Annotated in this window: 24 protein-coding genes and 2 pseudogenes; 4 read left to right on the top strand and 22 right to left on the bottom strand. The window is 64.2% G+C overall.

Going from position 1 to position 23,672, the window contains the following annotated elements; genetic code table 11:
• Positions 1 to 1,105 (top strand): class II D-tagatose-bisphosphate aldolase, non-catalytic subunit (locus tag E5X34_RS05575; RefSeq protein WP_292562077.1); only part of this gene is annotated, 1,105 nt, incomplete at its 5' end.
• A gap of 100 nt (positions 1,106 to 1,205) precedes the next feature.
• Here E5X34_RS05575 and E5X34_RS05570 read toward each other — a convergent pair.
• Positions 1,206 to 1,517, bottom strand: a pseudogene (locus tag E5X34_RS05570) (NADP oxidoreductase coenzyme); the annotation flags it as partial.
• A gap of 43 nt (positions 1,518 to 1,560) precedes the next feature.
• Between E5X34_RS05570 and E5X34_RS05565 the strand changes: the two are divergent.
• A pseudogene (locus tag E5X34_RS05565) lies at positions 1,561 to 1,683 on the top strand (LysR family transcriptional regulator); the annotation flags it as partial.
• A gap of 30 nt (positions 1,684 to 1,713) precedes the next feature.
• Here the strand turns inward: E5X34_RS05565 and E5X34_RS05560 are convergent.
• The 12 genes from E5X34_RS05560 to E5X34_RS05505 all read right to left on the bottom strand — a co-directional run bounded on the left by E5X34_RS05560 (position 1,714) and on the right by E5X34_RS05505 (position 14,283).
• Positions 1,714 to 2,787: a four-carbon acid sugar kinase family protein gene (locus tag E5X34_RS05560; protein ID WP_292562075.1), complete on the bottom strand. Its 1,074-nt coding sequence runs from the start codon at positions 2,785 to 2,787 to the stop codon at positions 1,714 to 1,716.
• Positions 2,784 to 3,788: a 4-hydroxythreonine-4-phosphate dehydrogenase PdxA gene (gene pdxA, locus E5X34_RS05555; RefSeq protein ID WP_292562074.1), complete on the bottom strand. Its 1,005-nt coding sequence runs from the start codon at positions 3,786 to 3,788 to the stop codon at positions 2,784 to 2,786. The genes E5X34_RS05560 and pdxA overlap by 4 nt, the downstream gene beginning before the upstream one ends.
• 40 nt (positions 3,789 to 3,828) lie before the next feature.
• Positions 3,829 to 4,578, bottom strand: coding sequence for an SDR family oxidoreductase (locus tag E5X34_RS05550; RefSeq protein ID WP_292562072.1), 750 nt, complete (start codon positions 4,576 to 4,578; stop codon positions 3,829 to 3,831).
• Between the two features lie 14 nt (positions 4,579 to 4,592).
• Entirely contained in the window at positions 4,593 to 5,531 is a 939-nt protein-coding gene (locus E5X34_RS05545) for a 3-hydroxyacyl-CoA dehydrogenase (RefSeq protein WP_292562071.1), read from the bottom strand.
• A complete protein-coding gene (locus E5X34_RS05540; protein ID WP_292562069.1) occupies positions 5,531 to 6,406 on the bottom strand; it encodes an N-acyl homoserine lactonase family protein in 876 nt (291 codons plus the stop codon). The genes E5X34_RS05545 and E5X34_RS05540 overlap by 1 nt, the downstream gene beginning before the upstream one ends.
• Positions 6,378 to 6,986, bottom strand: a complete 609-nt coding sequence (locus E5X34_RS05535) for a hypothetical protein (protein ID WP_292562067.1) — start codon at positions 6,984 to 6,986, stop codon at positions 6,378 to 6,380. Before E5X34_RS05535 ends, E5X34_RS05540 begins: the two co-directional genes overlap by 29 nt.
• A 1-nt stretch (position 6,987) precedes the next feature.
• Positions 6,988 to 8,031, bottom strand: coding sequence for a LacI family DNA-binding transcriptional regulator (locus tag E5X34_RS05530; protein WP_292562065.1), 1,044 nt, complete (start codon positions 8,029 to 8,031; stop codon positions 6,988 to 6,990).
• Between the two features lie 23 nt (positions 8,032 to 8,054).
• Positions 8,055 to 9,344, bottom strand: a complete 1,290-nt coding sequence (gene hisD / locus E5X34_RS05525; RefSeq protein WP_292562063.1) for a histidinol dehydrogenase — start codon at positions 9,342 to 9,344, stop codon at positions 8,055 to 8,057.
• Between the two features lie 65 nt (positions 9,345 to 9,409).
• Positions 9,410 to 10,630 carry a sugar ABC transporter substrate-binding protein gene (locus E5X34_RS05520; protein ID WP_292562061.1) on the bottom strand — a complete coding sequence of 407 codons (1,221 nt, stop codon included), beginning with the start codon at positions 10,628 to 10,630 and terminating at the stop codon, positions 9,410 to 9,412.
• 103 nt (positions 10,631 to 10,733) lie between these two features.
• A complete protein-coding gene (locus E5X34_RS05515) occupies positions 10,734 to 11,762 on the bottom strand; it encodes an ABC transporter permease (RefSeq protein ID WP_292562060.1) in 1,029 nt (342 codons plus the stop codon).
• Positions 11,759 to 12,751, bottom strand: a complete 993-nt coding sequence (locus tag E5X34_RS05510; RefSeq protein ID WP_292562058.1) for an ABC transporter permease — start codon at positions 12,749 to 12,751, stop codon at positions 11,759 to 11,761. The genes E5X34_RS05515 and E5X34_RS05510 overlap by 4 nt, the downstream gene beginning before the upstream one ends.
• Complete coding sequence (locus E5X34_RS05505) at positions 12,748 to 14,283, bottom strand: sugar ABC transporter ATP-binding protein (RefSeq protein ID WP_292562056.1); 1,536 nt, start codon at positions 14,281 to 14,283, stop codon at positions 12,748 to 12,750. The genes E5X34_RS05510 and E5X34_RS05505 overlap by 4 nt, the downstream gene beginning before the upstream one ends.
• A 702-nt stretch (positions 14,284 to 14,985) precedes the next feature.
• Here E5X34_RS05505 and E5X34_RS05500 point away from each other — a divergent pair.
• Complete coding sequence (locus tag E5X34_RS05500) at positions 14,986 to 15,861, top strand: SDR family oxidoreductase (RefSeq protein WP_292562375.1); 876 nt, start codon at positions 14,986 to 14,988, stop codon at positions 15,859 to 15,861.
• Between the two features lie 330 nt (positions 15,862 to 16,191).
• On the opposite strand, the gene xth is transcribed toward E5X34_RS05500, so the two are convergent.
• From xth to E5X34_RS05475, 5 genes are all read right to left on the bottom strand, one after another.
• Entirely contained in the window at positions 16,192 to 16,962 is a 771-nt protein-coding gene (gene xth, locus E5X34_RS05495; RefSeq protein WP_292562054.1) for an exodeoxyribonuclease III, read from the bottom strand.
• A 92-nt stretch (positions 16,963 to 17,054) separates the two neighbouring features.
• Complete coding sequence (locus tag E5X34_RS05490; RefSeq protein ID WP_292562053.1) at positions 17,055 to 17,660, bottom strand: general stress protein; 606 nt, start codon at positions 17,658 to 17,660, stop codon at positions 17,055 to 17,057.
• Positions 17,661 to 17,682: 22 nt separating this feature from the next.
• Positions 17,683 to 18,432 (bottom strand): DUF4142 domain-containing protein, encoded by a 750-nt coding sequence (locus E5X34_RS05485; protein WP_292562051.1) that lies wholly within the window; start codon positions 18,430 to 18,432, stop codon positions 17,683 to 17,685.
• A 177-nt stretch (positions 18,433 to 18,609) separates the two neighbouring features.
• Complete coding sequence (locus E5X34_RS05480; RefSeq protein ID WP_042639069.1) at positions 18,610 to 18,975, bottom strand: VOC family protein; 366 nt, start codon at positions 18,973 to 18,975, stop codon at positions 18,610 to 18,612.
• A gap of 52 nt (positions 18,976 to 19,027) precedes the next feature.
• Positions 19,028 to 19,591 carry a DUF1003 domain-containing protein gene (locus tag E5X34_RS05475; RefSeq protein ID WP_127864809.1) on the bottom strand — a complete coding sequence of 188 codons (564 nt, stop codon included), beginning with the start codon at positions 19,589 to 19,591 and terminating at the stop codon, positions 19,028 to 19,030.
• A 185-nt stretch (positions 19,592 to 19,776) separates the two neighbouring features.
• Here E5X34_RS05475 and E5X34_RS05470 point away from each other — a divergent pair, with 185 nt between their 5' ends.
• Entirely contained in the window at positions 19,777 to 20,409 is a 633-nt protein-coding gene (locus E5X34_RS05470) for a hypothetical protein (protein ID WP_292562047.1), read from the top strand.
• Between the two features lie 82 nt (positions 20,410 to 20,491).
• On the opposite strand, the gene pqqE is transcribed toward E5X34_RS05470, so the two are convergent.
• Genes pqqE through pqqB form a run of 4 tightly spaced genes read right to left on the bottom strand, consistent with a single transcriptional unit; the run spans position 20,492 to position 23,605 of the window.
• Positions 20,492 to 21,649, bottom strand: a complete 1,158-nt coding sequence (gene pqqE / locus E5X34_RS05465; protein WP_292562046.1) for a pyrroloquinoline quinone biosynthesis protein PqqE — start codon at positions 21,647 to 21,649, stop codon at positions 20,492 to 20,494.
• Positions 21,619 to 21,915 carry a pyrroloquinoline quinone biosynthesis peptide chaperone PqqD gene (pqqD, locus tag E5X34_RS05460; RefSeq protein WP_292562044.1) on the bottom strand — a complete coding sequence of 99 codons (297 nt, stop codon included), beginning with the start codon at positions 21,913 to 21,915 and terminating at the stop codon, positions 21,619 to 21,621. Before pqqD ends, pqqE begins: the two co-directional genes overlap by 31 nt.
• Complete coding sequence (gene pqqC / locus E5X34_RS05455) at positions 21,912 to 22,670, bottom strand: pyrroloquinoline-quinone synthase PqqC (protein ID WP_292562043.1); 759 nt, start codon at positions 22,668 to 22,670, stop codon at positions 21,912 to 21,914. Before pqqC ends, pqqD begins: the two co-directional genes overlap by 4 nt.
• Positions 22,667 to 23,605, bottom strand: coding sequence for a pyrroloquinoline quinone biosynthesis protein PqqB (gene pqqB / locus E5X34_RS05450; protein WP_292562042.1), 939 nt, complete (start codon positions 23,603 to 23,605; stop codon positions 22,667 to 22,669). Before pqqB ends, pqqC begins: the two co-directional genes overlap by 4 nt.
• Positions 23,606 to 23,672: the final 67 nt, after the last annotated feature.

Raw genomic sequence — 23,672 nt, 5'->3', positions numbered from 1 at the left:
CGGCTACACCGGCATGGCGCCGGCCGCCTTTCGCGGCCTCGTCGAAACGTATGCCGGCAAGGCCGGTCTTCCCCTCGATCGTCTGATCCTCGGCGGCGACCATCTTGGACCCAATCCCTGGAAGCACGACTCCGCTGCCGAGGCGATGCGGAAAGCGGCCGCGATGATCGACGCCTATGCGGCCGCCGGGTTCACCAAGCTGCATCTCGACACCAGCATGGCCTGCGCCGACGATCCGGTGCCGCTCCCCGACGAGACGATTGCCGCCCGCGCGGCCGAGCTTGCCAAGGTCGCCGAGGCGGCGGTCGCGCGCGCCGGCGGTGAGAGACCCGTCTACATCATCGGCACCGAGGTACCGGTGCCCGGCGGCGCGCTCGAACCGCTCGAGCACATGCATGTCACCGAGCCTGCCGACGCGCTCCGCACGGTCGAGGTCCATCGCAAGGCTTTCTCTCGCCTCGGCCTCGATGGCGCCTTTGACCGGGTCGTCGGCGTCGTCGTCCAGCCCGGCGTCGAATTCGGCAATGCCGATATCGTCGCCTATGCGACGGAGAAGGCGACCAAGCTGGTCGCTGTGCTGGAACGCATGCCGCAATTCGTCTTCGAAGCGCACTCGACCGACTACCAGCCGGCGGAAGCGCTGGGCATGCTGGTGCGTGACGGTTTCGCCATCCTCAAAGTCGGCCCATGGCTGACCTTCACGCTGCGCGAGGCGCTCTACGGCCTCAGTCTGATCGCCGATCAGATGGTTCCCGACCCGTCCCGGGAAAACCTGCAGGCGGCGATGGAGCGGGTGATGCTCGCCTCGCCCGAGAACTGGCGAAACTACTATTCCGGCACATCGGACGAGCAACGCCTGCAGCGGCATTTCTCCTTCAGCGACCGCATCCGCTACTACTGGCTGACGCCGGAAGCGCAGCGCGCAACCGCAGCGGTGCTGGCCGCGCTTGGCGACAGGGAGATTCCCCGCCCGCTGATCAGCCAATATATTGGCCAGCTTGATATCGAGGTCGGCGCGGGCCGCATCAGACCGACCGCACATGGGCTTCTGATCGGCAGCGTGACACGCGTGCTCGACATCTATCGCAACGCCACGAACCAGTAAGCCGTCTTTGCCTCCGGACCTCGGATTTGATTTAGCCCGGTTGGATCACTCATGGAGGGGCTCGCGCAAGCCGCGCCTCTGACAGTGGGCAGTAAATCCGTTAGGGTTCCTTCTTGAACAAGTCCTGGAAGATCAGCGCGCCCCAACTGCGGCCGCGTGCGTGCAGCAGCGCGCCACCCTCGTCGAGCTTTCCCAGCTTGACGGGTGCGAACCCGAGTTGCTTGGCCAAGGCCGCGACGTGAGCGGTCGCGTCCTCGTCGTCGCTCGACAGAAAGACGACCCGGTGGCCGCCCTCGACGACCGGATCGGTAGCCAGGGTCGCTGCAACCAGGTGATTGAAGCCTTTCACGAGCTTGGCGCCGGTGAACGCTTTCGCGATGAAGGCGGAGGACGGGAGACCGTCCAGCTCTTCGGGGACTGAAACGCGTTCGTGGCAGCAGGGGCTCGGGATGACGAGGGTGCCGGGTACCAACCTGCACATGTACGGAACGCTCTGGCTTCTCACCCAGGGGGAGGCACGCAAGACCAAGCGCGTGCGGCTCTTCACGGAATTCGTATCCCGCAGGCTTGCCGCTTACTGCGCGAGGCGCTTGGTGCCTGCCGGTCTGTTAGCGTTGCGATGGGGCAAGCAGCCGGACCAGGAGGTCTTCGCGCCCGAAGCCGCCGGATTTCGAGACAATAATCGTCTCATTCCACGCGCCCGCGACCATCCGGCTTATCGCTACGCCAGGCTCATAAAGCCCCTCACATCGCAGATGCGAGGCTCCGCAAATGCGGGCCAGCAATCGAAGCGTCCAGCCGCCTGTCACCAGCACGGCTTGAGGTCGTGGGATCGTAGCCACGAGCCGATCGAGGTAACGCTCGATCATGAACCGGGCCTCCGCGTCGGAGGCAACGCTGGAGGGCGCGACCAACAAGGCCGGCGGCTCGGGCAGCTCTGTGCTGCCGCCGTCCATGACCACGGCCTGTAATGTGCGGATTGCGGCGATCTGGCGCTGTGTCACCGGATGATTCGTCCCGCAGATCGCAAAATCCAGCGCAGGCCGCGGCAACTTGAAAGGTGCTCCTCCGGCGAGCACAGAAGCAAGTCCCGCCGTGCCGACATAGATGTCGTTGCCGCCTCCCTCGAAATTGGCAATCGCCCCCGCAAGCTCGGCATCGGTTCTCGCATCGGCCACGACGAATCCGCTTCGCACGACTGCATCGCCAGTCATCGCCGCCGAAACACCGTGGCTCAACAGCGCGTCGACAAGCGCCGGGCCGACCTGCATCAAGCCTTGAGCGGAGCCGGCCCACTGCCGTCCATTGACCGTAACGCGATCCGCGGCAGGGAACGCAGGTGCAAAAAGGGCGCGTTCGAAGCGCCCTGCGCGAAACGCGGCGACCGCCTCCGCAATCGGATGGCCACGCATGACGCTGTCGATCTTCTTGAACGAGAGCACACCCGAGTCGCGTCCGGCGAAGATATCGGCGACACGCCTGCAAGCCGTTGCCTCATCGAGATCACGCGTGTCGAGGTCGATCGCATTGCCGCCGGAAATGACGGGCGGCCGATCGAGCCAGACTTGGATCGGGTTTTCGGGCGTGGCGAAATAGCCGGCCGTGTCGAGCGCGCCCGTAATGTCGTCCGCGACGATCAGGACATCCTTGCCAGCACAGCGCCGGGTCGGGCCATTGTTCACGCAGCCTTCTCCGCCGTCAGCGACAAGGCGTAGTCGATCGCCTCGATGAGGCTGCTTTCGCGGGCGATGCCGCGGCCGGCGATGTCGAATGCGGTGCCGTGATCGACGGAGGTGCGCACGATCGGCAGGCCGAGCGTGATGTTGACCCCGCTCAGGCCAAGCCATTTCCCCGTCTGTGGATCGATCTGGAAGCCGAGCAGCTTCACCGGAATATGGCCCTGATCGTGATACATGGCCACGACCGCGTCATAGGCGCCGCCGCGCATCTTCACGAAGACGGTGTCGCCCGGGACGGGACCATGGACATCATGGCCGCGCGCCCGGTAGTCGGCGACGATCGGCTCCGTGACGCGGATGTCGTGGGTGCCGAAAATGCCGCCTTCACCGGCATGCGGATTGAGCGCGGCGATCGCGACGCGGGGGGCGGCGATCCCCAGATGCTTCAAGGCTTCGATCGTCAGGTCGAGAACCCTGCGCATGCGGGGCTCCGTCGCTCGCCTCGGCACATCTTCCAGCGCAATATGCGTCGTGACATGGCTGACGCGGAAGGACCCGTGCGCGAGCATCATCGCGCTGTCGCGCGCCCCGGTCAGCGCCGCCAACAGCTCGGTGTGGCCCGGGAATCGATGCCCCGCCAGATGCAGCGATTCCTTGTTGAGCGGCGCAGTGACGATGGCCGAAGCCTCGCCCGCCATTGTGCGCCGAACACCCTCGGCCACGGCCTCATAGGCCTGACTGCCGCCTTGCGCCGACACCTGGCCGATACCGACCGCGCAACCCTCGATTGGCCAGATGCCGAGCTGTTCATCCGCCGTCGCGACGGCGGGCAACGGCAAGGCCAGGGACCGGGCTGTCCGGTCCAGCGCTGCCAGCGATCCGATCAGGCGCAACCGAAAGTCGCCGGCCTCAAGTTGCGGAGCGAAATGCTGGACGGCCTTGAGCGCGATCTCCGGTCCGACGCCCGCCGGATCGCCGACGGTGATGGCAATTGTTGCGGTCATTCAGCTCTCCACCAGGGCCATGCGAACATCCGAGATACAATCACGCCAAAGGTCGCCCGCCGTCGACCGGGATGATAATTCCTGTCGCGAAGCGAAGCTGTGCCGCAGCCGCCAGGACCGCCTCGGCAACATCGTCGGGCGTGCCCAATCGCCCGAGCGGCGTCCGGCTCGCCTGTTCATCGCGCCAGGATTCGTCGCGGCCCTTGATGAAATCGGTGTCGACGACGCCGGGCGAAACGGAGACTACCCTGATCTTCGGCGCCAGAGCGCGCGCCAGCGACTTGGTCAGATTGTCGACCGCGGCCTTGGACGCGCAATAGGCGATGTTGCTGCCCATGGCGGTGACGCCCGCGATCGACGAGATATTGACAACGACGCCGTCGCCGGTGCGGTCGAGCAGCGGCCGCATCGCCCGCGTTGCGGCGATGACACCGCGCACGTTAACGCTGAGGATGTGGTCGATCAGCGCGTCGTCAAGGCTGTCGAGGTCCGGATGCGGCACGAAGCGGGTTATGCCGGCGCAATTGACCAATATATCCAGCCGGCCGAACCTCTCATCGATCTGGCCGGCGAGCCGCGCCAAGCAACCGCTGTCGGTGACGGCTGCCTCAGCGACGAGGTGATCGCCGGGCGCCAGTGTCGGGACCAGCATTTCGGCCGCCTGGCGCGAGCTGTTGTAGCCGATGACGACCGAGACCCCTTCCTGCGCCAGCCTGGCAACGATCTGCGCCCCGATACCGCCGGTTCCTCCGGTCACCAGGGCGACTTTGTTCTGCAGCATTGCCGCCATGGCCCGTCTCCGTGTCAGACGCCGGTGCGTCGCTTGTGCGCGACCAGCGCCATGAGATTGCGGTCGCGCCAGGTGCTGCGCTCGCCAAGCTGGGATGCCGGAAGCTTTTCGCGGCGCTCGGCTTCGGCCTTGTCGATGAGCGCTTCGGACCAGGGCGCCGGGTCGCGCCTAGCCAGAGCGATCGCATGATAGAGCGGCCCCAGGCGCCGGGCATAATCCGCGATGCCGCCCGGCGCGTTGAGGTCGATCGTCTCGAACGGTCCCATGAAGGACCAGCGGTAGCCGAGCCCGTGCGACACGGTCAGGTCGATGTCGGCGGCGCTAGCGACGCCCTCCGCCAACAGGGCCCAGGCCTCGTTGAGCAAAGCCCCCTGCAGCCGGTTGAGGACGAAACCGTCAACCTCCTTGCGCACCACGATGGCCGCCTGGCCCACCTGTTCCATCTGCGTTCGCAGCCAGGGCACGATTTCGGCATCGGTCCAAGGCGCCGGAACCAGTTCGACCAGCGGGATCAAGTGCGGAGGATTGACGGGATGCGCGACGAGGAAGCGGGCCCGGTTGCGGCATTCCTCGGTGAAAGCCGAGGCGGGAATGCCCGAGCTCGAGCTGCCGACGACGGCATCCGGCCGCATCGTCTGGTCGATTTCGAGGCAGACGACCTGCTTGACGTCGCGCCGTTCGAGCACCGACTCCTGGATATAGTCGGCGTCGGCGACCGCGGCCTCCAGCGTGTCGACCACGCGCAACCGCCGCAGGACGGGATCGATGGCGTCGACCAGCCCGGCTTCCTGCATGTCGACGAGACTGGCGCGGATGCCCTCGATCACCGCCGCGCGGATTTCGGCGCTGCCATCATAGATGACCACGTCATGCCCGGCCCGGGCGAACACGATCGCCCAGCCGCGGCCGACAAGCCCCGCCCCGACGATCGCGACCTTGCGGATTGCCTCCATTACTGCACCCGCGATTTCTCGCCGTCCGCGAGGCAGATTTCGGTAATGCGCAGCCCATCCTTGGTGATGCGCGATGGAAAACGATCCTTCAACCGTTCTTCGTGGATTGGAATGACGCGGCGCGCCTCGTAATTCACCTGCCTCATCATCTCCTCGGTCGCCAGCACGAGATTGGTCTGGCTGCCGACCGCAAGCCCCACCGGAACATAAAGCGTCTCGATATCGACGGCCGCTCCAGAGCCTTCGATGTTGTCAAAGACATAGACGAGGTCGCCCGCCAGCACCCAGTTGTCTTCCTTGCCGTTGCGCACAGTGACCCACATCGAGCCATAGGTGTGGCTGTCGAAGGCGGGATTGAGATCGACATTCGGCAGCACGTCCGGCCTGGCGCCGTCGATCGTCACCAGCCGCTTCTGGCGCGCGAGATCGACGCCGCGCACGATATCGCCCGGGTCGACGGCGACGTTCATCCAGCGCATGCGGTCCGGCAGCGACATCGCCCAGACCCATTTCGCGATTTCCTTCTCCTGGATGTAGAAGGTCGCCTTGGGGAAGTCCTCGACATTGCCGAAATGGTCGAAATGGGCGTGGGTGATGAAGACCGTGTCGACGTCCTTCGGCGCCAGGCCGATCTCGCCGAGGACGGCCTCGGGCGAATGCCAGTTCTCGACGCCGAACTTGTCGCCGAGATGCTTGCCGTAATCCTTGTTGTTGTAGCCGACGTCGACCATGGCGACATGGCCATTGCCCTTGATCAGCGCATAGCAATAGGGAAGCTTGACGTAGCCCTGGTTGTGGGCGCCGTAGAGCACGCCGCTCTTGTGGTAGTTGGTGACGTAGCTGTATTCAAGCACCCAGATCGAATATTGGCCCATCGTTTCCTCCCTGATGTCGCCAGCGCTGCGCACAACTGCAGCAGGCATGATTGAAATCGACCGGCGTCATGCCGGCGCGCGGTTCCGACGCCGCCTGCAGCCAGGCATAGGCGCGCTTGATCCTGTCTCCCGCACGGTCGAGATGCTGCTGCCAGTCGCGTTGCAACCGGGTTAGACCGAAATCGTCGAGCACTTCGCCGAGCGTCGCGTGCGCGGCCGCCAGGCGCGCGCGATGGCCCTCCAGGCCGCTCGGCGCCTGCAAGGCGCCCAGGCGCTGCTCGACCTCCGCCCAGCGCTCGCGCGCCGCGGGGATATCCGGCAGGTCGAGCACGTCGCGGCGGCCGCCGGCTTCGGCCAGGACCAGCAGGCCGGCGATCTGGCCGATCAGCCGGCGCAGGCCGTCATAGATGGGGCGGGTGGCGATCACGTAGCGGACGACGGCCTCGTCGGCCGCGGGATCGTTCTCAACGGCCGACCTGCTTTCCCTGCCGTCGGCATCCGATAGCGGCGGCACCGCGATCAGCTCGCAGTCGTAGCGATGGATGGTGACGGCGCGCTCGAAGAAACGCTTGGCGGACATATCAGCCATGATGCCTCCGGCGCGTCGTCGCGCGCTCGATCACGGCGCCCGGCGGGATCATCTGCACGACCGGCTCTCGCCCGGCATTCGTGCCAAGCTCCTTGGCCAGCGAGACCGTCGCCTCCAGCATCTTTTCGATGGGCTGCTGGACTGTCGTCAGCCCATGCGAAGGCCAATGCGCCATCTCGATGTCGTCGAAGCCGACGATCGAGATGTCGTCCGGCACGCCGAGGCCAAGCTCGCGCCGCACACCGTCGAGGAAGCCGATGGCGAGAATGTCGTTGGCGCAGAACACGCCGTCGGGCATGTCCTTGAGATCGCGCAGCTTGCGCGCGGCCTCGTAGCCGGCGTGGTAGCTGAATTGCCCCGCCTCGATGACGACAGGAGCGGCAAGGCCCCGTTCGACCGCGCGCTCGCTGAAGCCGCGGTGACGGGCGACATTGGTCGAGGCATCCGCCAGCGCGGCGATATAGGCCAGGCGCCGGTGGCCGGTGTCGACCAGGTAGTCGGCAATGCTGCGGCCGCCGAGGATGTTGTCGCAGGAGATGCCGAACGCGTGTTCGTCGGCCGACAGCCGGTTGAAGAAGATCACCGGCGTGCCGGCCTTGCGGCATTCCTGCGCGGCTTCGGAGGACAAGGTCGCCGCGAGGATGATGGCGAGGTCGGGTTGGTAGTTGAGGAGGAGGCGCAGCGCCTGGTCGACCTCGCCCGACTGGTCCGCCGCGACCAGCATCACGTTCATGTCGATGGCGCGCAGCTCGGTGGTGAGCCGGGTCAGCACTTCCGGATAGAACGGGTTTGTGATGTCGGCGACGACCACGCCGACGATGCGCGTCTTCTTGGTGATGAGGCTGCGCGCGAAAGGGTTCGGCGAATAGCCGATCTCCCGCGCGCGGTTCAGCACCACGTCCCGCGTCCCCTTGGCGATCACGGCATCGGCGTGAAAAGCCCTGGATACGGTCGAAACAGACATGCCCAGGTCGCGCGCCAGATCCTTCACGGTCACGCGGGGCTTGCTGTTCTTGTTGCGGGTGACGATCGACATGAAAACTCCGTTGGCGCGCTGCCTTAGGCCTCGTTGCGACCTCCGTAGCGGCGGACCCGGATATTGGCCTGCTCGGCATGCCCGTAGAACCCCTCGAGGACACACAGGCGCGAACAGTATTCGCCGATCATGGCGCTCGCTTCGTCGGTCAAGACGCGCTGATAGGTGCAGGTCTTGATGAACTTGCCAACCCACAAACCGCCGGTGTAGCGGGCCGCCTTCTTGGTCGGCAGCGTATGGTTGGTGCCGATGACCTTGTCGCCAAAGGCGACATTGGTGCGCGGCCCCAGGAACAGCGCGCCGTAGTTGCGCATGTTGTTCAGGAAATAGTCGGGATCGCGCGTCATCACCTGCACGTGCTCGGAGGCGATCCGGTCGGCTTCCGCGACCATCTCCTCATAGGAATCGCACACGATCACCTCGCCGTAGTCGGCCCAGGCCTTGGCGGCGATCTCGGCCGTCGGCAGCACCTTCAGCTGGCGCTCGATCTCCGTCATGGTGTCGCGGGCCAACTTTTCCGAATTGGTCAGAAGCACCGCCGGGCTCGTCGGGCCGTGCTCGGCCTGCCCGAGCAGGTCGGTCGCGCAGATCTCGCCATCGACGCTGTCATCAGCGATCACCAGCGTCTCGGTCGGGCCGGCGAACAGGTCGATGCCGATGCGGCCGTAGAGCTGGCGCTTGGCCTCGGCGACGAAGGCATTGCCGGGGCCGACGAGCATGTCGACGCGGCCGATGGTTTCGGTTCCGAGCGCCATGGCGCCGACGGCCTGGATGCCGCCCAGAACGTAGATTTCGTCAGCGCCGCCCATATGCATGGCGGCGACGATGGCCGGATGCGGCCCGCCCTGGAAAGGCGGCGCGCAGGCGATGATCTTCTTCACGCCGGCGACCCTTGCCGTGACCACGCTCATATGCGCGGAGGCGACCATCGGATATTTGCCGCCCGGCACGTAGCAGCCGACCGTCTCGACGGGAATGTTCTTGTGGCCAAGCACGACTCCCGGCAGCGTTTCCACCTCAAGGTCCTGCAGGCAGGCGCGCTGCTTCTCGGCGAAATTGCGGACCTGCGCCTGGGCGAAGCGGATGTCCTCCAAGTCCCTCGCCGAGACCTTGGCGATGGCCTGTTCTATGTCGCTGTCGCTCAGCCGGAAGTTCTGCGGCGACCACTTGTCGAAACGCTCCGACAGTTCCCGCACCGCGGCGTCGCCCCGTTTCTCGATATCGGCGAGGATCGTCTCGACGGTCGTGCGGACGACCGCGTCACCCTGGGCGACAGCTTCGGGATCCCTGCCCCGCTTCAGAAAGGTCGGCATTTTCTCATCCTTGTCTTGGGTGGGATGGACGGCAGGATGCCGTCCATCGGTCGCATTGCTGATCGTCAGGGCTTAACCGTCGGCTCGATCTTGGTGAGCTTGTATTCGTCGGCCGGGGCCTTGCAGGACGAGCAGTTGATGCCGGGCGCGTCAGGCGCCTGCTTCACTTCGGCCGGCAGCGGCTGGATCGTCGCTCCGGGCGTCGGCTTGCCTTCCAGCGCCGACTGCAGCGACAGTTCCGGCAAAAGCTCGGGATTGAACACCTCGGTGACGAAGGAAGACGGCACCTTGTCGGTCGGGAACACGTTGCAGCCATCGGCGAAGGTGTCGCCCTTGCAGGGCTTGACCTGATCGGCCGGCACCCACGGCAGCGGGTACTCGATGTTCATCGGCTTCAGCTCGCGCTTCTTGGTCAGGATCTCCATCATCAGCTTGAAGGCGTAGCCGGAGGTGGCGGGCGGCGAGCCGGCCGAGACGCCCTTGAGGCCCATGCCCTGCATCTTCGGATCGGCCAGACCGAGGCGGAAGCCGTCGGAGTTCTCGCCGGTCATCGGCACCAGCTTGTTGCCCTTGTCCAGCTGCGCCTGGATGGCGCCATATTCGCCGGCCTGGGCCCAGATGCCGTCGACGTCCGGATGCGCGGCGAGCGCCTTGGCCGTCTCCTGCTGCGTGGTGCGGTCATCCCAGTAGGAATAGTATTCGGCGACCACCTTGATGCCGGGATACTGATTGAAGATGTGCATGGCGCCGTCGGTGTGGCGCTTGTCCACCGAGTTGCCCGGAACGCCCCGGCTGAGGAAGATGTTGCCCTTGCCGCCAAGGATGTTGACCAGCGCCTGGGCGGTGTTCTCGCCGAAGCCGGCGGTGATGTAGCTGACATTATAGGCGCAGGGCTCGGTGACCGTCGCGTCATACATGAAGAAGAGCACGCCCTTCTGACAGCCGCGGTGGATGGTGCGGTTCAGCGCCGTCGACGAGATCGGGAAGCTGATGATGCCGTCGGCGCCGTCCTGGATCATGCTTTCATAGGCGGAGATCTGCGCCTGCGGATCGGTGCCGGAGATGACCTCCTTCAGCTCCACGGTCTTGTCGTAGGGCGGCGTCTGCGCCAGCGCCTTGACGATGTTCGCGGCTTCCGATTGCCACGAGTTGCCGCTGTAGCTCAGCGACAGATAGACCTTGAGCTTTTTGTCCTGCGCTTCGGCATGATCGACGACCGTCGCGACGCCCGCGGTCGTGGCAAGCGTCAGCGACGCGGCCAGTCCCAGTCTTTTCAAAAGCTTCATTTCAATCAACCTCCCTTTGGAATTTGGCCCTTTCAGGTGCCGGACCAGAGCTTGTGAGAACGTTCTCACAATTGGACAAAAGCTGTGGCATGCAGGCGCATGGTCATTTTCCTCGCGTCAGCATGCGGTTTCCGACGTGGGTCAGGAACTCGCCGCGCAGCACCAGCAGCGCTCCGACGATGATCGCGCCCTCGATGATGGTGCGCCATCCTTCGCTCAGCCCGATGGCCGAGATCACGGTGCCCAGCGTCGTCAGAAGGATCGCGCCGCCGACCGTGCCGATGAAGGTTCCGCTGCCGCCGAGGATCGAGGAGCCGCCGATCACGACGGCGGCGATCGAGGGCAGCATGTAGCTGTCGCCCATCCTCAGTGTCGCGCCATTCGAATAGCCGACCAGCATCATGCCGACGAAGCCGGCGCAGGCGGCGCTGATCGCGTAGGGCACGAGCTCGAGCCGGTTGACGCCGACACCGGCGATGAGCGCGGCGTTCCTGTTGGTGCCTAGCGCGCGAAGCCGGCGTCCGAGCGCGGTGAAGTTCTGCAGGAGCCAGCCGAACAGGATGAAGGCGAGGGTGAAGTAGATGACCACCGGCACGCCGAGGAACCATGACTTCATCAGCCACAGGAGGGACGATGGCGAACCGCCGCGCGGCGTGCCGCTGGTATAGCCGAGCGCCACCGAGGCGACGACGATCGAGGTCGCCATCGTCATGATGAAAGGCGGCACCTTCAGCCAGACGATGCCGATGCCGCTGACCGCACCGACCATGGCGCAGACAACCAAGATGGCCGGCAGCATGTACCAGACGCCGGCATCGCCGGTGCCGATCCAGGTCGTGGTCAGCACGCCGCCAAGCGTGATGAGGGCGGGGATGGAGAGATCCAGTCCACCGATCAGGATGACGAGACCCTGACCGAAGGACAGGATGATCAGGAACGAAGCGAGGATCAGCACCGTCAGCACCTGGCTCCAGGAGCCGAGCGCCGGGCTGATGAAGCGGGAACACACAATGAGCACGATGCTCAGGCCGAACACGACAAGCGTGTTCACCGTTTCCCGGTCGAGCTTCTGCCTGCCGCGCCGGTCGGAGGAGGCCTCGAATGGCATCGCCATGTCCTTATGCGCGTTCACCGGGCTTCGTCCTTCTTGAGCAGGCGCGCCACCGTGTTGCCGAAGACGATCGCCAGCACCAGCACGACGCCCTGGAAGATACCGGTGTAGAAAGACGACACGCCGCCCGAGAACAGCACCTTCTGCAAAAGCATGAGCGTGCCGGCGCCGAGGATGGAGCCGACGAGGCTGCCGCGGCCACCGCCGAGGGGCGTGCCGCCGAGCGCCACCGCGGCGAAGGTGAGCATCAGGAACGGCGTGCCCGCCGTCGGGTTGCCGGTCGCGGTCTGGGCGCTCAGCATGAAGCCGGCGACGCCATAGAGGATGCCGGCGCCGACGAAGGCGGTGATGCGAACGCCCGAGACGGCCACGCCGGAGAAACGGGCCGACTGCTCGTCGGCGCCGATCGCATAGAGTCCGATGCCGGTATTGGTCCGCCGGAAGGCCAGCCACAGCACGACTGCGGCGACCAGGAACAGGCCGGCGATCGGCACGACGCCGAACAGCGTGTCGGTCAGCGTGTACGTGACGAAGTCGGCGACCATGCCGCCGGGCGCGTCGAGAATGACCAGCGCCAGTCCCTGGCAGATGATCATGGTGCCCAGCGTCGCGGCGATGGTCTGAAGGCCAAGTCTCGCGACCAGAATGCCGTTGATCATGCCAACGAAGGCGCCGATGGCGCAGCACATCAAGAGGCTGGCCAGCGCACCGCCAGGGCCGTCGAGCGGATAGACGGCCATCAGCACGTTGGTCAGCGACACGACGCCGGCGACGGACAGGTCGAAGCCGCGGCTGATGACGACCAGCGTTTCGCCCGCCGCTGCGAGCGCCAGCGGCGTCGAATTGTTGACGAGGTCGGTGAATGTGTAGAGCGAGAGCGCATCGGGTTGCCAGAACGCATAGAGCGCGTAGAGCAGCACATAGATCAGCGCTACGATGCCGGTGTCGCTGATGACGGCGCGCCAGAAGGGCGAGCGGCGGCGCGCCGGATTTGCCGTGACCGCGCTCATGCCGCCACCTCCGTCTTTGCGCCGCGGGCATGGCCGATCAGCGCGCCCACGATCGTCTGCTCGTCGATGGCGTCGCCCTGGTACTCGGCGAAGATACGGCCGCCATAGAGCACGATGCAGCGATGCGCGAGATGAACGAGTTCCGGCAACTCGGACGAATAGAAGAGCACGGAGCCGCCATCGGCGGCGAATTTGCGGATCGCCTCGTAGATCGACTGCTTGGTTCCGACATCGACGCCGCGCGTCGGATCGAAGAGCAGCAGCGTGCGTGCGCCGGTCATGATGACCCGCGCCAGCAGCGCCTTCTGCTGGTTGCCGCCGGACAATTCGTCGATCTTGAAATGCAGATAGCGTTGCTGCAGGTCGACCACGGCGGCTGTTTCGTGCGCGGCGCGACGCTCGCCTGCCGGCCAGACGATGCCGCCGCGCGCAACCCGGGAGATGATCGGCAGCACCATGTTGCTGGCGGTGGTGAGGCCGGCGAGGATGCCTTCCGACTTGCGGTCTTCCGGCAGGTAGGCGAGCCCGTTGCCGAAACGGAGCGCGGCGCCCGGGCTGGCGATCTGGGCGCGCACGCCGTCGATCTCGACGGTTCCGCCGTTGGTCTTGGTAAGCCCGATCAGCGTCCTGAACAGGTCGCGCTGGCCTTGGCCTTCGAGCGCGGCGATGCCGACGATCTCGCCTTGCCTGACATTGAACGACACGTCGTTCAGAATGCCGCCCGAGAGGCCTTTGACGCCGAGGGCGACGGGCGCGACCCCGCCGGCCGACGGCGGCGTGTTGATGATCTCACGCGCGCTGCGGCCGACCATCATCTCAAAGATGTTCGCGTCCGAAGCGCCGGAAAGCTCGACGGTGCCGATGCTGCGGCCGTTGCGCAGAATGGTGGCGCGCGAGCACAAGGTGCGCACTTCGCCGAGGCGATGCGAAATGTAGAGGATGGCGGTCTGCAGGGACTTCTGCCGGCGCACGAGCTCGAACAGCCATTCGACGTCGGCGAGCGCCGCCGTCGGCTCGTCGAGGATCAGCAGTTTCGCGGCATGGGTGAAAGCGCGGACGATTTCGAGCCGCTGACGGTCCGATAGCGAGAGCACGCCAACCGGCGTATCGGGATCGAAATGCGCGAGACCATAATCCATGAGGATCCTGCCGGCGGAGGCCATGGCCGTGCGATGCGACGCGAGCCCGAGCATGCCCCTCGGCATTTTCGGCAGCATCAGATTCTCGGCGATGCTGAGATTGGGCAGCAGGCTTAGTTCCTGGAAAGCCGTTGCCACGCCCTGCGTGCGCGCGTCCACGATGCCGTGGGGCCGATATGGCGAGCCTAAGATCGACATCGATCCGCTGTCCGGCTTCACCACGCCGCTGAGGATCTTTACGAGTGTCGACTTGCCGGCGCCGTTCTCGCCCAGCAGCGCATGGACTTCGCCCGGGCGCAGGTCGATGGAAACCGAATCGAGCGCCACGGTCGGCCCGTAGGACTTCGCAATCTTGGCGATGCGGACGGCTAGCCGGGTCTCGTCGGTGCTCATACCTCCTCCCAAGGTAAGGTCGCAGCTGCGGTGAGAACGTTCTCTGAGAACGTTCTCACCGTTTCACAGACCGATCACCTTTGTCAACCGGGATTCGATTCTGTCCGGTTGTTGATCTCTATCTCAACCGCTCGCGTCCTCCCGCGCAGCGGGTTCGTTCTTCGGCCCCAAACAGGACGCTGACCACCTCGACGTTAGCAATGCCATGGCGGACTAAGCGGCTTCTTGGCAGTTTGTTACGCAGACTAAGGTCGCTTCGATCTTGAAGCACTTCATGAATGATCTGACTGTATGAGATCATTGTTATTAGGAAGCTTATGCGGAGAGAGCGTCTTTCGCATTAGCAATTAATTTATTGAATCTATCCGCATTTTCTTATCGCTTGTTCCCAGTCTGTTACACAGCCGCGGATCACCGCTATGCCTCCCGTCCGCCTATGCGTTCGCAACCCCAAGTCGTGCAGAAAAGATGACATGGCGCGGTCTTTTTTTCCTCCTTGAGATCGAAAGCAAGGAACTTAACCGACCGGGCTCTGTTCGGGCGCTTCACGCGACTCGGAGAAGCCGAATGACCAAAGACCATCCCTACACACTGTCGCGGCGCGAAGTCATGGCTGCAGCAGGGGTCGGAATAGCGGCTGGGATTGCTAGCCCGGCCAACGCTCAGCAGACAAGCACGAAGCCTCTAGAGAATGGACCCGCCATGCAAGATCCCCGCTCCAAATACCCGAAACCACCCTTCGAAGCACAAACCCAACCTTGGCCCGGCCTGGCACGCGACATGAAACCCAAGCCCGACCACGGGGAGGAGAGCTACAAAGGTTCAGGACGTCTCGCGGGGCGCAAGGCCCTGATCACAGGCGGCGATTCCGGCATGGGCCGCGCTGCCGCGATCGCCTATGCCCGCGAGGGGGCGGATGTCGCTATCAATTACTATCCATCCGAAGAACCGGATGCGAGCGAGGTCATCCAGCTCATCCGTGATGCCGGCCGAACCGGCGTTGCTCTACCCGGCGATCTCCGTGAGGAGGCGTTTTGCCAGAAACTTGTGGCCGACGCGGTGCAGCAGCTCGGTGGCCTCGACATTGTCGTCTGCAATGCCGGCAGGCAGCAGGCGAAGCCTTCCATCCTCGACATCACAAGCGAGGAGTTCGATGCCACGATGAAGACCAACATCTACGCGCCGTTCTGGATCATCAAGTCGGCGCTGCCGCATCTGAAGGCCGGGTCATGTATCATCGGCACGACGTCGGAACAGGCCTACGATCCTTCCCCCGAGCTTTACGACTATGCCCAGACCAAGGCCGCGACAATGAACTACGTCAAGTCGCTGGCCAAGCAGCTCGGCTCCAAGGGCATCCGCGTCAACGGTGTGGCGCCTGGCCCGATCTGGACGCCGTTGCAGATCAGCGGCGGAGCGTCCGAGGAGAAGTACAAGAAATTTGGCAGCACCACCGCGCTGGAACGACCGGGCCAGCCGGTGGAGCTGGCCTCGATCTACGTGCAGTTGGCCGCCGATGATGCAAGCTTCGCAACCGGAAACATCTACGGGTCGGGCGGAGGTCAGGGACAACCGTAGGCAGATAAAGGGGCGGCGCCGTCCAGCGTCGCCCAAATCGACGGGCAAGGAGGATCGGGCCATTGCCGGGGGCAGGCATCGCGAGTTTGCACTTCCGATGCATCCGGATCGCGCACCTTTGCCTCCGTCCCCGCCGCACTATCAGGGCGCCTTCGGATCGCAATTTCGCGCCCTGTTCATGAGCGGCATTCTGACCGGTTGGTCGTACGACGACATCCGGCCCGATCGCCATATTCGATTGTAACGAACTTTGGCATCTTGAGGGTTCGACATGAAACGTGGGCGACCGCTGCCAAGCAGGCTATCTGCAACTGCGACAGCGCAAAAGGTTCAGTCGACCTCGACCCAGGCTGGGGCGTGATCGCTTGGCTTTTCCCATCCACGAGTCTCGACATCGACACCGGCGGCCAGAAGGCTTTCCGCAAGTGACGGGCTTACGAGCAGATGGTCCATCCGCAGGCCTGAGCTTCGGTCGTAGCCGCCCCGATAGGAAAAGTTCCAATAGGTGTATATGCCCTTGTCCGGATGGATACGGCGCATCGCATCCACCCAGCCCAAGCTCAGCATGTGCGCATAAGCTTTCCTGCTTTCGGGGAAGAAGACAGCATCGCCCAGCCAACGCCTGGGTACTGCAGCATCTATCTCAGTGGGCACGACGTTGTAGTCACCACAAAGCACCGTGCGCTCGGCCAACAGCGATCGGCTGTAGTCGACGAGACGGTCGAACCAGCGAAGCTTGTAATCGAATTTGGGGCCTGGCGCGGGATTGCCATTGGGCAGATAGATGCAGCCGACGATGAGACCGTCGATCTCTGCCTCCAGATAGCGGCTGTGCGTGTCATCGGGATCGCCAGGCAAGCCACGGCGGCGTTCGACCGGATCCTTTCCGCGCACCAATACCGCCACCCCGTTGTAGGATTTCTGGCCGTGCCAGATCGCGCCGAAGCCGGCGTCCCGTATTGCCTCGATGGGAAAATTCTCGTCGGACGTTTTCAGCTCCTGGAGGCAGACAACGTCATAATCGGTTTCGCGAAGCCACTTCAGGAGCACGGGGAGTCGGCCGTTCACACCATTGACGTTGAAGGTCGCGATCCAGGTCATCCCCTCAGCTCCGACGTGGGCAATCCAATTGCCGGCGCCTCGCTCGCCCGGCAAAAAAAGGCCCCGCCGAGAGTTCGACGGGGCCGCATTTCTTAGAGCGGTGTGGTTCGCCGAACACGATCTCGTTCAGCCTCAATGTCATCATAGGGCTCCGCGGCAGCGTCAAATCCTGTCCATCCCCCGGCCTCGTAAGCGCTACGCCGCTCGTCAAGATTGACGGCACGCTCTCCACGCAGGATCCGTTCAGCCTCGCCGGCAAGCCGATCATCCACTCTGGCAGTAACGAGACTGCCGCCCCGGCGCACGCCCTCGGCATAGACATGCGCATCGCGCTCGGAAACACCGGACTCCGTCAGCGCCCCGACGATGCCGCCGGCGGCTCCGCCCACCACAGCGCCGCCGACCGCGCCGACAGCCGTCGCAGCGAGCCAACCTGCCGCCACGACGGGTCCCACCCCCGGGATGGCCATGATCCCGAGTCCGGTAAGGAGCCCGCCCGCGCCACCGACGAGCGCCCCAAGACCGGCGCCGGCGGCGGCATCTTCACCGGCGTCTGAACTCTCGTCCTGCCGATACCGATTGTCGGAATTGTTGGCCACGATGCTGATGTCGTCTCGCGGCACGCCGATCGCTTCCAGTTCGCTTACAGCGTCGGCGGCGTCCTGATAGTCATCGAAAAGTCCGGTGACAGTCGTCATGTTTCACTCCATTTCTGAATGGTTATTGAGCGTCGGCAACCACGTTGCCTTTGAAATCGAGCGCGACGGCTACCGGCTTTCCGTCCTTCTCGGCGGTGCCGCGCCAGATGCCCTGGTCGTCCTTCGTCAGAGCGCTGACATTGGCGAAACCGGCATCCTGGATCCGCGACTTCGCCTGCGCTTCAGTAAAGCTGTTCGCTCCAGGCACCGGGGCAGATGCATTCTGGTCTGCGTCTGTCGCCGCGGGCGCGGTGCTGGTGGTTGCGGTATTATCGGTCTTGCCTGAGGCGATCCTTTCGATCATCTCCTGGTGCATCTTGAGTGTCGGCAGCGTCTGCTGGGCAAATGCCTTTAGGTCAGCGTTGTCGCCGTCTGCCGCATAATCCTGGAACAGCTTGACCGCGTCGTCGTGCGCGTCCTGCTGCATCTTCACGTAGGACTGGTCGGCCGAACCGTTTGCCGATTTCAGTGCCTCGAGGTCGCTCTTGTGCTTCGCATCAGTTTCGGCGGGAACCTGAAGCTTCTGCTCGCCGGCGATCGACTGCAGTTTGTCGTTGGCCGCGCCGTGATCGGTTATCATCTTCTGGGCAAAGTCATTGACGGCCTGGTCTTTCGCCTTGCCCTGGACGATCTTGCTGGACTCGACCTCGAAGATCCCGCCTTCGGCTGCCTTGTTGACGAAGTCCTGCGCCTTTTCGGCACTGAGAGCGGGATGAGCAAAACTCAGCCCGGCGGCCGTGCACAGCGCGGCCGATAGCAAATGAAATCTCATAGATGATGTCCTCTAACGCAATTGTGCTTGGAGGCAAACAGAGGGGCGAAGCGTTTGTTCCAACGCCAATTCGATTTGGTGCTAAGCCGCTGAGCTTCGCATCTACGTCGCGCCTAAGGGGCTGGGAAGATTTCGGTACGGACGGACTCCTGCGCTCACGGGCGCAGAACGCGCAGCTCAATTTTCCGCGGCGAAGGTTACGGCCTCGACATTGTGCCCGTCCGGGTCGAGCAAGAAAGTCGCAAAGTAATCCGGCGCGTATTGGGTGCGAATGCCAGGCGCGCCGTTATCGCGACCTCCGGAGGCAAGGCCTGCCTCGTAGAACGCGTGTACCATTGCCCGGGAGCCGGCGCGGAACGCCATGTGGATGGGTCCAGGAGGAGGACCGAATGCCCCGATCCAGAGACGACCGGAGTAGCCGCCCAACATGGCCCAGCCCTCGCCAGATTCCAGCACGCCAAGACCGAGAGGTGCGAGCACTGCTTTGTAAAAGGCGAGCGATTTCTCTAAATTCCCGACGTTGAAGCCGATGTGGTCGAACATGCGCCTATCCTCTGATTAGCCCAACTCGGTAACGCTTAGCTTTGGTGATCTGTCACTCGGGCGGCTGACGGTCGGACACCTCTTCGATCTTGTCCAAGACTGCCTCCGGCGCCACATCGCGCTTGAGTTCCTTGATCTCGTGATCCGCGTCGGTATCTATGTTGAGACGCTTGGCAATCTCCTCCACCAGCTTGATGAGCTTGGTGGTTTCGTGCTCGTTAAGCAGGCTGACCTGCAGATCGAGGTCTGCCCTGGAATTATCCTCCGCTGCCATTCGGTTCTGATTGATGAGCACGAAGGTCGAGAGGAAGATGGCCTCGACCGAGGCGAACATGGCCAGGATGACCAGTGACGGGTCCCAAGGTCTTACGGAGCTCAGGATGCCCACATTGAGGGCGATCCAACCGCCGAAGAAGGCGACGTGTAAGTAGACGAAGACCATGCTTCCGGCGAAGCCGCTGATCGCTGCGGCTGCGCGCTCCTCCAGCGTTGCAGCTTTGGCTTCGCGTTTTCGCCTCTCGATCAGCGCCTCAATGTTTCGCGCCAGGGCAGGGGCGAGGCCTTCTGGCGCCGGCTTCGTTGGCGTGAAATATCTGTTCCTTTTCGACGCGGCCATCCGTCCAATCCAGTCTCTTCGGTCTAGCCAGCCTAACTCGCCGATTGACGATTCGCTCCACGGAGCCTTCTCAGATGGCCGAATGTGGCGAGAATGCTCTTGCCTGCGATCACAGGCGCCGCGCCACAGCGGATTGCCTCTCGAACCGGCGTTGTGCTGGGCCCAGCCCGGCCTATTTATCCGATATGCCCGGGCGCCAAAAAACCGAACCGACAGCCAAGTTGATCGCTGAGTGGCCGCTTTCGCCTGCGGCGACGCTGGGATCGTCCATGCGGGCGAGGGGCATTTTCCTCGAGATCCGCGCGCGCCTTCCCGCGCCGCTGAGAAAGCTGCTCCACATCGAATCCCGTGTGCTTACTTTGCGGCTTCCAGAGGGCTCGGATGCCGACCCTGAGGCGGCAAGGGCGATCGTGTCCAAAGCGATGCGCGACATCGAAGACCTTCCGGTCATCCCCCGCGAGGTCGAGGATGTCCTGACGATCTCGTCCGGCGAGCGGCACCGCTGGCTGAAGGACGGCCGGCTGCAGAGCGCCGGAACGAGAACGGTCAAGCTTCGCGGCCGCGCCAGGAAGATCACGTTCCACGTGTTCGATCCGCGCCACATCGAAGATGTGCTCGACCGCGACCTGGTCACCCTCTGGCGCGAGGACGACGCCGCTACCCGTGCCGAGAACCGGCGACGCGCTGCCGCAAAGGCGGCATTGAAGCGCGCGCAGAAGAAGAGCAGCGAAGCCGCAAGTAACACCGACGAGAGCCGGAACGATGCGGCCCGCCTAAGAGGCTGGGAAGAGTTCGATATGGACGGGCTCTTGCGCTGAGGGAAGCGCCCGCCAGCGTGCTTCCAAGCGACGCGTATATTATTGGCCGAGATGGAGCTTCGCTTCTAGCCGAAGCTGGGCCCTATCGGCGGGGATTGTAGCTACCGTCAAAATCACGTCCTATCCGGCGATAGATGAAAGCATCGTCTCCGGCGGTTTTGCTGCGCCGGGTTTCATCGACCAAGGCGGCCATACGGGTGTGTGCTGTCGACTTGATGCAGGCTGGATCTGTTGCAGCGGCATCGCCGACAATCGCCAATGCCTGACACCGGCAGCCGCCCCAGTCGACCTCGCGACGCTCGCAGCTTCGGCACGGCTCCCGCATCCATTCGGTGCCGCGGAAGGCGTTGAAGGCCGGCGAGTCGGTCCAGATTTCGGCGAGGCTGCGGTCTCCGAAGCGCTCGAAGCGCAGCGAGGGAATCGTCTGCGCGGCATGGCACGGCAACACGGTGCCGTCGGGAGCCACCATGAAGGCGTCGCGTGCCCAGCCGCCCATGCATGGCTTGGGGTAGATGGCGAAGTAATCCGGCGTGACAAAATCGATGGTCATGATGCCCGCGAGCTGTTCCTGGGCAGCCGCGACGATGTCGGCCTGCCGGTCGACCGCGGCCCGATCGGGCATCAGCAAACTGCGATTGGCGAGCGCCCAGCCGGCATATTGGACGTTGGCGATCTCGAGCCGCTCAGCACCCAGGGAGAGGGCGAGGTCGATGAATTCCGGCACTTCCTCGATGTTGTGCCGATGGACGGGCGCGTTGATGGTGAGCGAAAGCCCGGCCGCGCGGGCGCGGCGCGCCGTCTCCAGCTTTTTCTCATGGCTGCCCCAGTGGTTGCCGATACGATCGGTGGTCGCTGGGCGGGCGCCCTGGAAACTCAGTTGCAGGTGGTCGAGGCCTGCTTCGGCAAAGGCCTCGATGCGGCCTTCGGCAATGCCGACGCCAGCGGTGATGAGGTTGGTGTAGACGCCGCGCGCCGAAAGGCCGGCGATCAGTTGCTCGAGGTCGCGGCGCAGCGTCGGCTCGCCGCCGGAAAGATGCACCTGCAGGACGCCGAGATCGGCAGCCTGTGAGAAGAGATGGAGCCATGTCCGCGTGTCGAGCTCGAGGTTGGCCTTCAGCAATTCGAGCGGATTGGAGCAATAGGGGCACTGAAGCGGGCAGCGATGCGTGAGTTCCGCCAGCATGCCGATCGGAGGCAGGAGCGCCTTGCTCACAGCTTCACCAAAAGCTTGTCCGACCATTCCTGCAGGAAAGCGATGACATCGTCCGCCACGTCCTGCGGATCCGCGTCATAATCGGCCGCAAGATCGGCGATGATGCGCTCGACGGTTGATTGCCCGTCGCAGCGGCGCAGTATGTCGAGACTGATGTCATTCGGCCAGAACACCTTCTCCGGCGCAAGCACGGCGAAGGCCAGTCGCACGGGGTCGTACTGGATGCGCACATGCCTGGGCAGCGATGGCGCGGAGCGCAACGACACGATGGCTCTTTCGCGCGGCGCCGTCATGAAACCGTCTCCGGGCGGAAGGCGCCGGGCGGTACGTTTCCCGGCGCGCCATAGGCATGCTGGAGCGCATCGAGCATGGCCCAGAGTATGTCGCATTTGAACACCAGCGCATCGATCGCCTGCTGCTGGCGTTCGGGCGTGTCGGCGTGGGCCAGCACATAGGCGAGGGCGAAGTCGGCGTCGCGCTTCGCCTGCTCCGGTCGCTGCGTGAAATAGGCCAGCGTGTCCTCGGTGATGTAATCGTATCTGGCCAGCATCGCTGCCATGCGCTCGCCGATGATGGCCGGCGAGAACATCTCGGTCAGCGAGGACGCGACCGCCTCAAGCAGCGTCCGGTTGGTGCAGAAGGAGAGATAGGCGCCGACGGCGAAGCGGGTCGCTGGCAGCGCCAGCCTTTCGCTCTTGACCGCTTCGGCATCGAGCCCGAGCGAGGTCGCCAGATGCAGCCAGCGCGCGATGCCGCCGCTCCAGCCGTCCTCGCCGTCGTGGTCCTCGATGCGCTTGCGCCAGGCGGCGCGGAACGCCGGATCCTCGGCGCGAGCCAGGATCATGGCATCCTTGCGCGGAATGACGGCCTGGTAGCAATAGCGGTTCAGCGCCCAGGCCTGCATTTCGGCCTTCGACAGGGCGCCGCCGGTCATCCTGTGATGGAAAGGATGGCGGTTGTGGTAGCGCTCGTCGCCGACCCGCCGCAGCACGGCTTCGAGCTCGCGCTTTGACAGGCCGCCTCGGGCCGCATCGTGGAAATCGCTCAAAATTCCATCTCCATGCCGTCGAAGGCGACTTCCCAGCCAGCCGCCTTGATCGCCGCGTGCTCGGCGGAATTCTCGTCCAGAACAGGATTGGTGTTGTTGATATGGATGAAGATCCGGCGAGCGATCTTCACATCGGCCAGGCCGGCGATCGAACCCGCTTCTCCCGACATTGCGACATGCCCCATGCGTGCGCCGGTTTTCGGGCCGACCCCTGCCGTGATCATCTCGTCGTCCGTGTAGACGGTGCCGTCGAACAGAAGGCAGGCGGCATCAGCCAGCTGCGCGCGCAGCTCGGCGTCGATGCGCGCGCAGCCCGGAACGTAGAAAATCGCGCCGCGACCATCGACTCTGCCGATACGGACGCCGATCGTGTCGCCCGTGTCGGAGCTGACATCGGCGCCGGGATCGCCTCCTTGCTCAAGATAGAGCGCGACCTTGCCCGGCACCGGGAAGCTGCCGACGATCACGCCGGTCGGGTGGCCGTCCGCGCCGCAAATCGCCGTCTCCTCCATCGGCGCCAAGAGACGCCGCGGCACGATCTCCGGATCGAGGACATTGAAGATCGAATTGGACTCCAGCGTCGCCAGCACCTGCGCGGTCGCATAGATCGCGAAAGGCTGTCGCTCACGAAGGCTCAGCAAGCCGGCGACATGGTCCACGTCGGCATTGGTCAGCACCACCGCTCGGATAGGTGTCGAGCGCAGCTGTGCGTCCGCCGCGGGCTGCAGCTCGGGCGTTTGCGCAATCTGCTGACGGATGTCGGGCGATGCATTGAAGAGAACCCAACCTGTCCCGTCCGCCGATACGGCGACGGACGATTGAGTTCGGGAGCGCAGACCGGGCACCCCGGCGCGGGCCGCGCGGCTCAGGCGATAATTGCAGTTCCATTGCGGAAAGCCGCCTCCCGCCGCCGATCCGATGATCTTCACGCGCATGGCAATGCTTGCCAGCGGGCTAACTGACCGGCGCCACTTTGCGGCTGCGGTCGATTTGCGTCCGCGT

Origin of the sequence: Mesorhizobium sp. (assembly GCF_004963255.1) — a bacterium.
GTDB lineage: Bacteria > Pseudomonadota > Alphaproteobacteria > Rhizobiales > Rhizobiaceae > Mesorhizobium.
The sequence above is the reverse complement of the archived record's forward strand: the minus strand, read 5'-3'. Positions and strand labels throughout refer to the sequence as shown.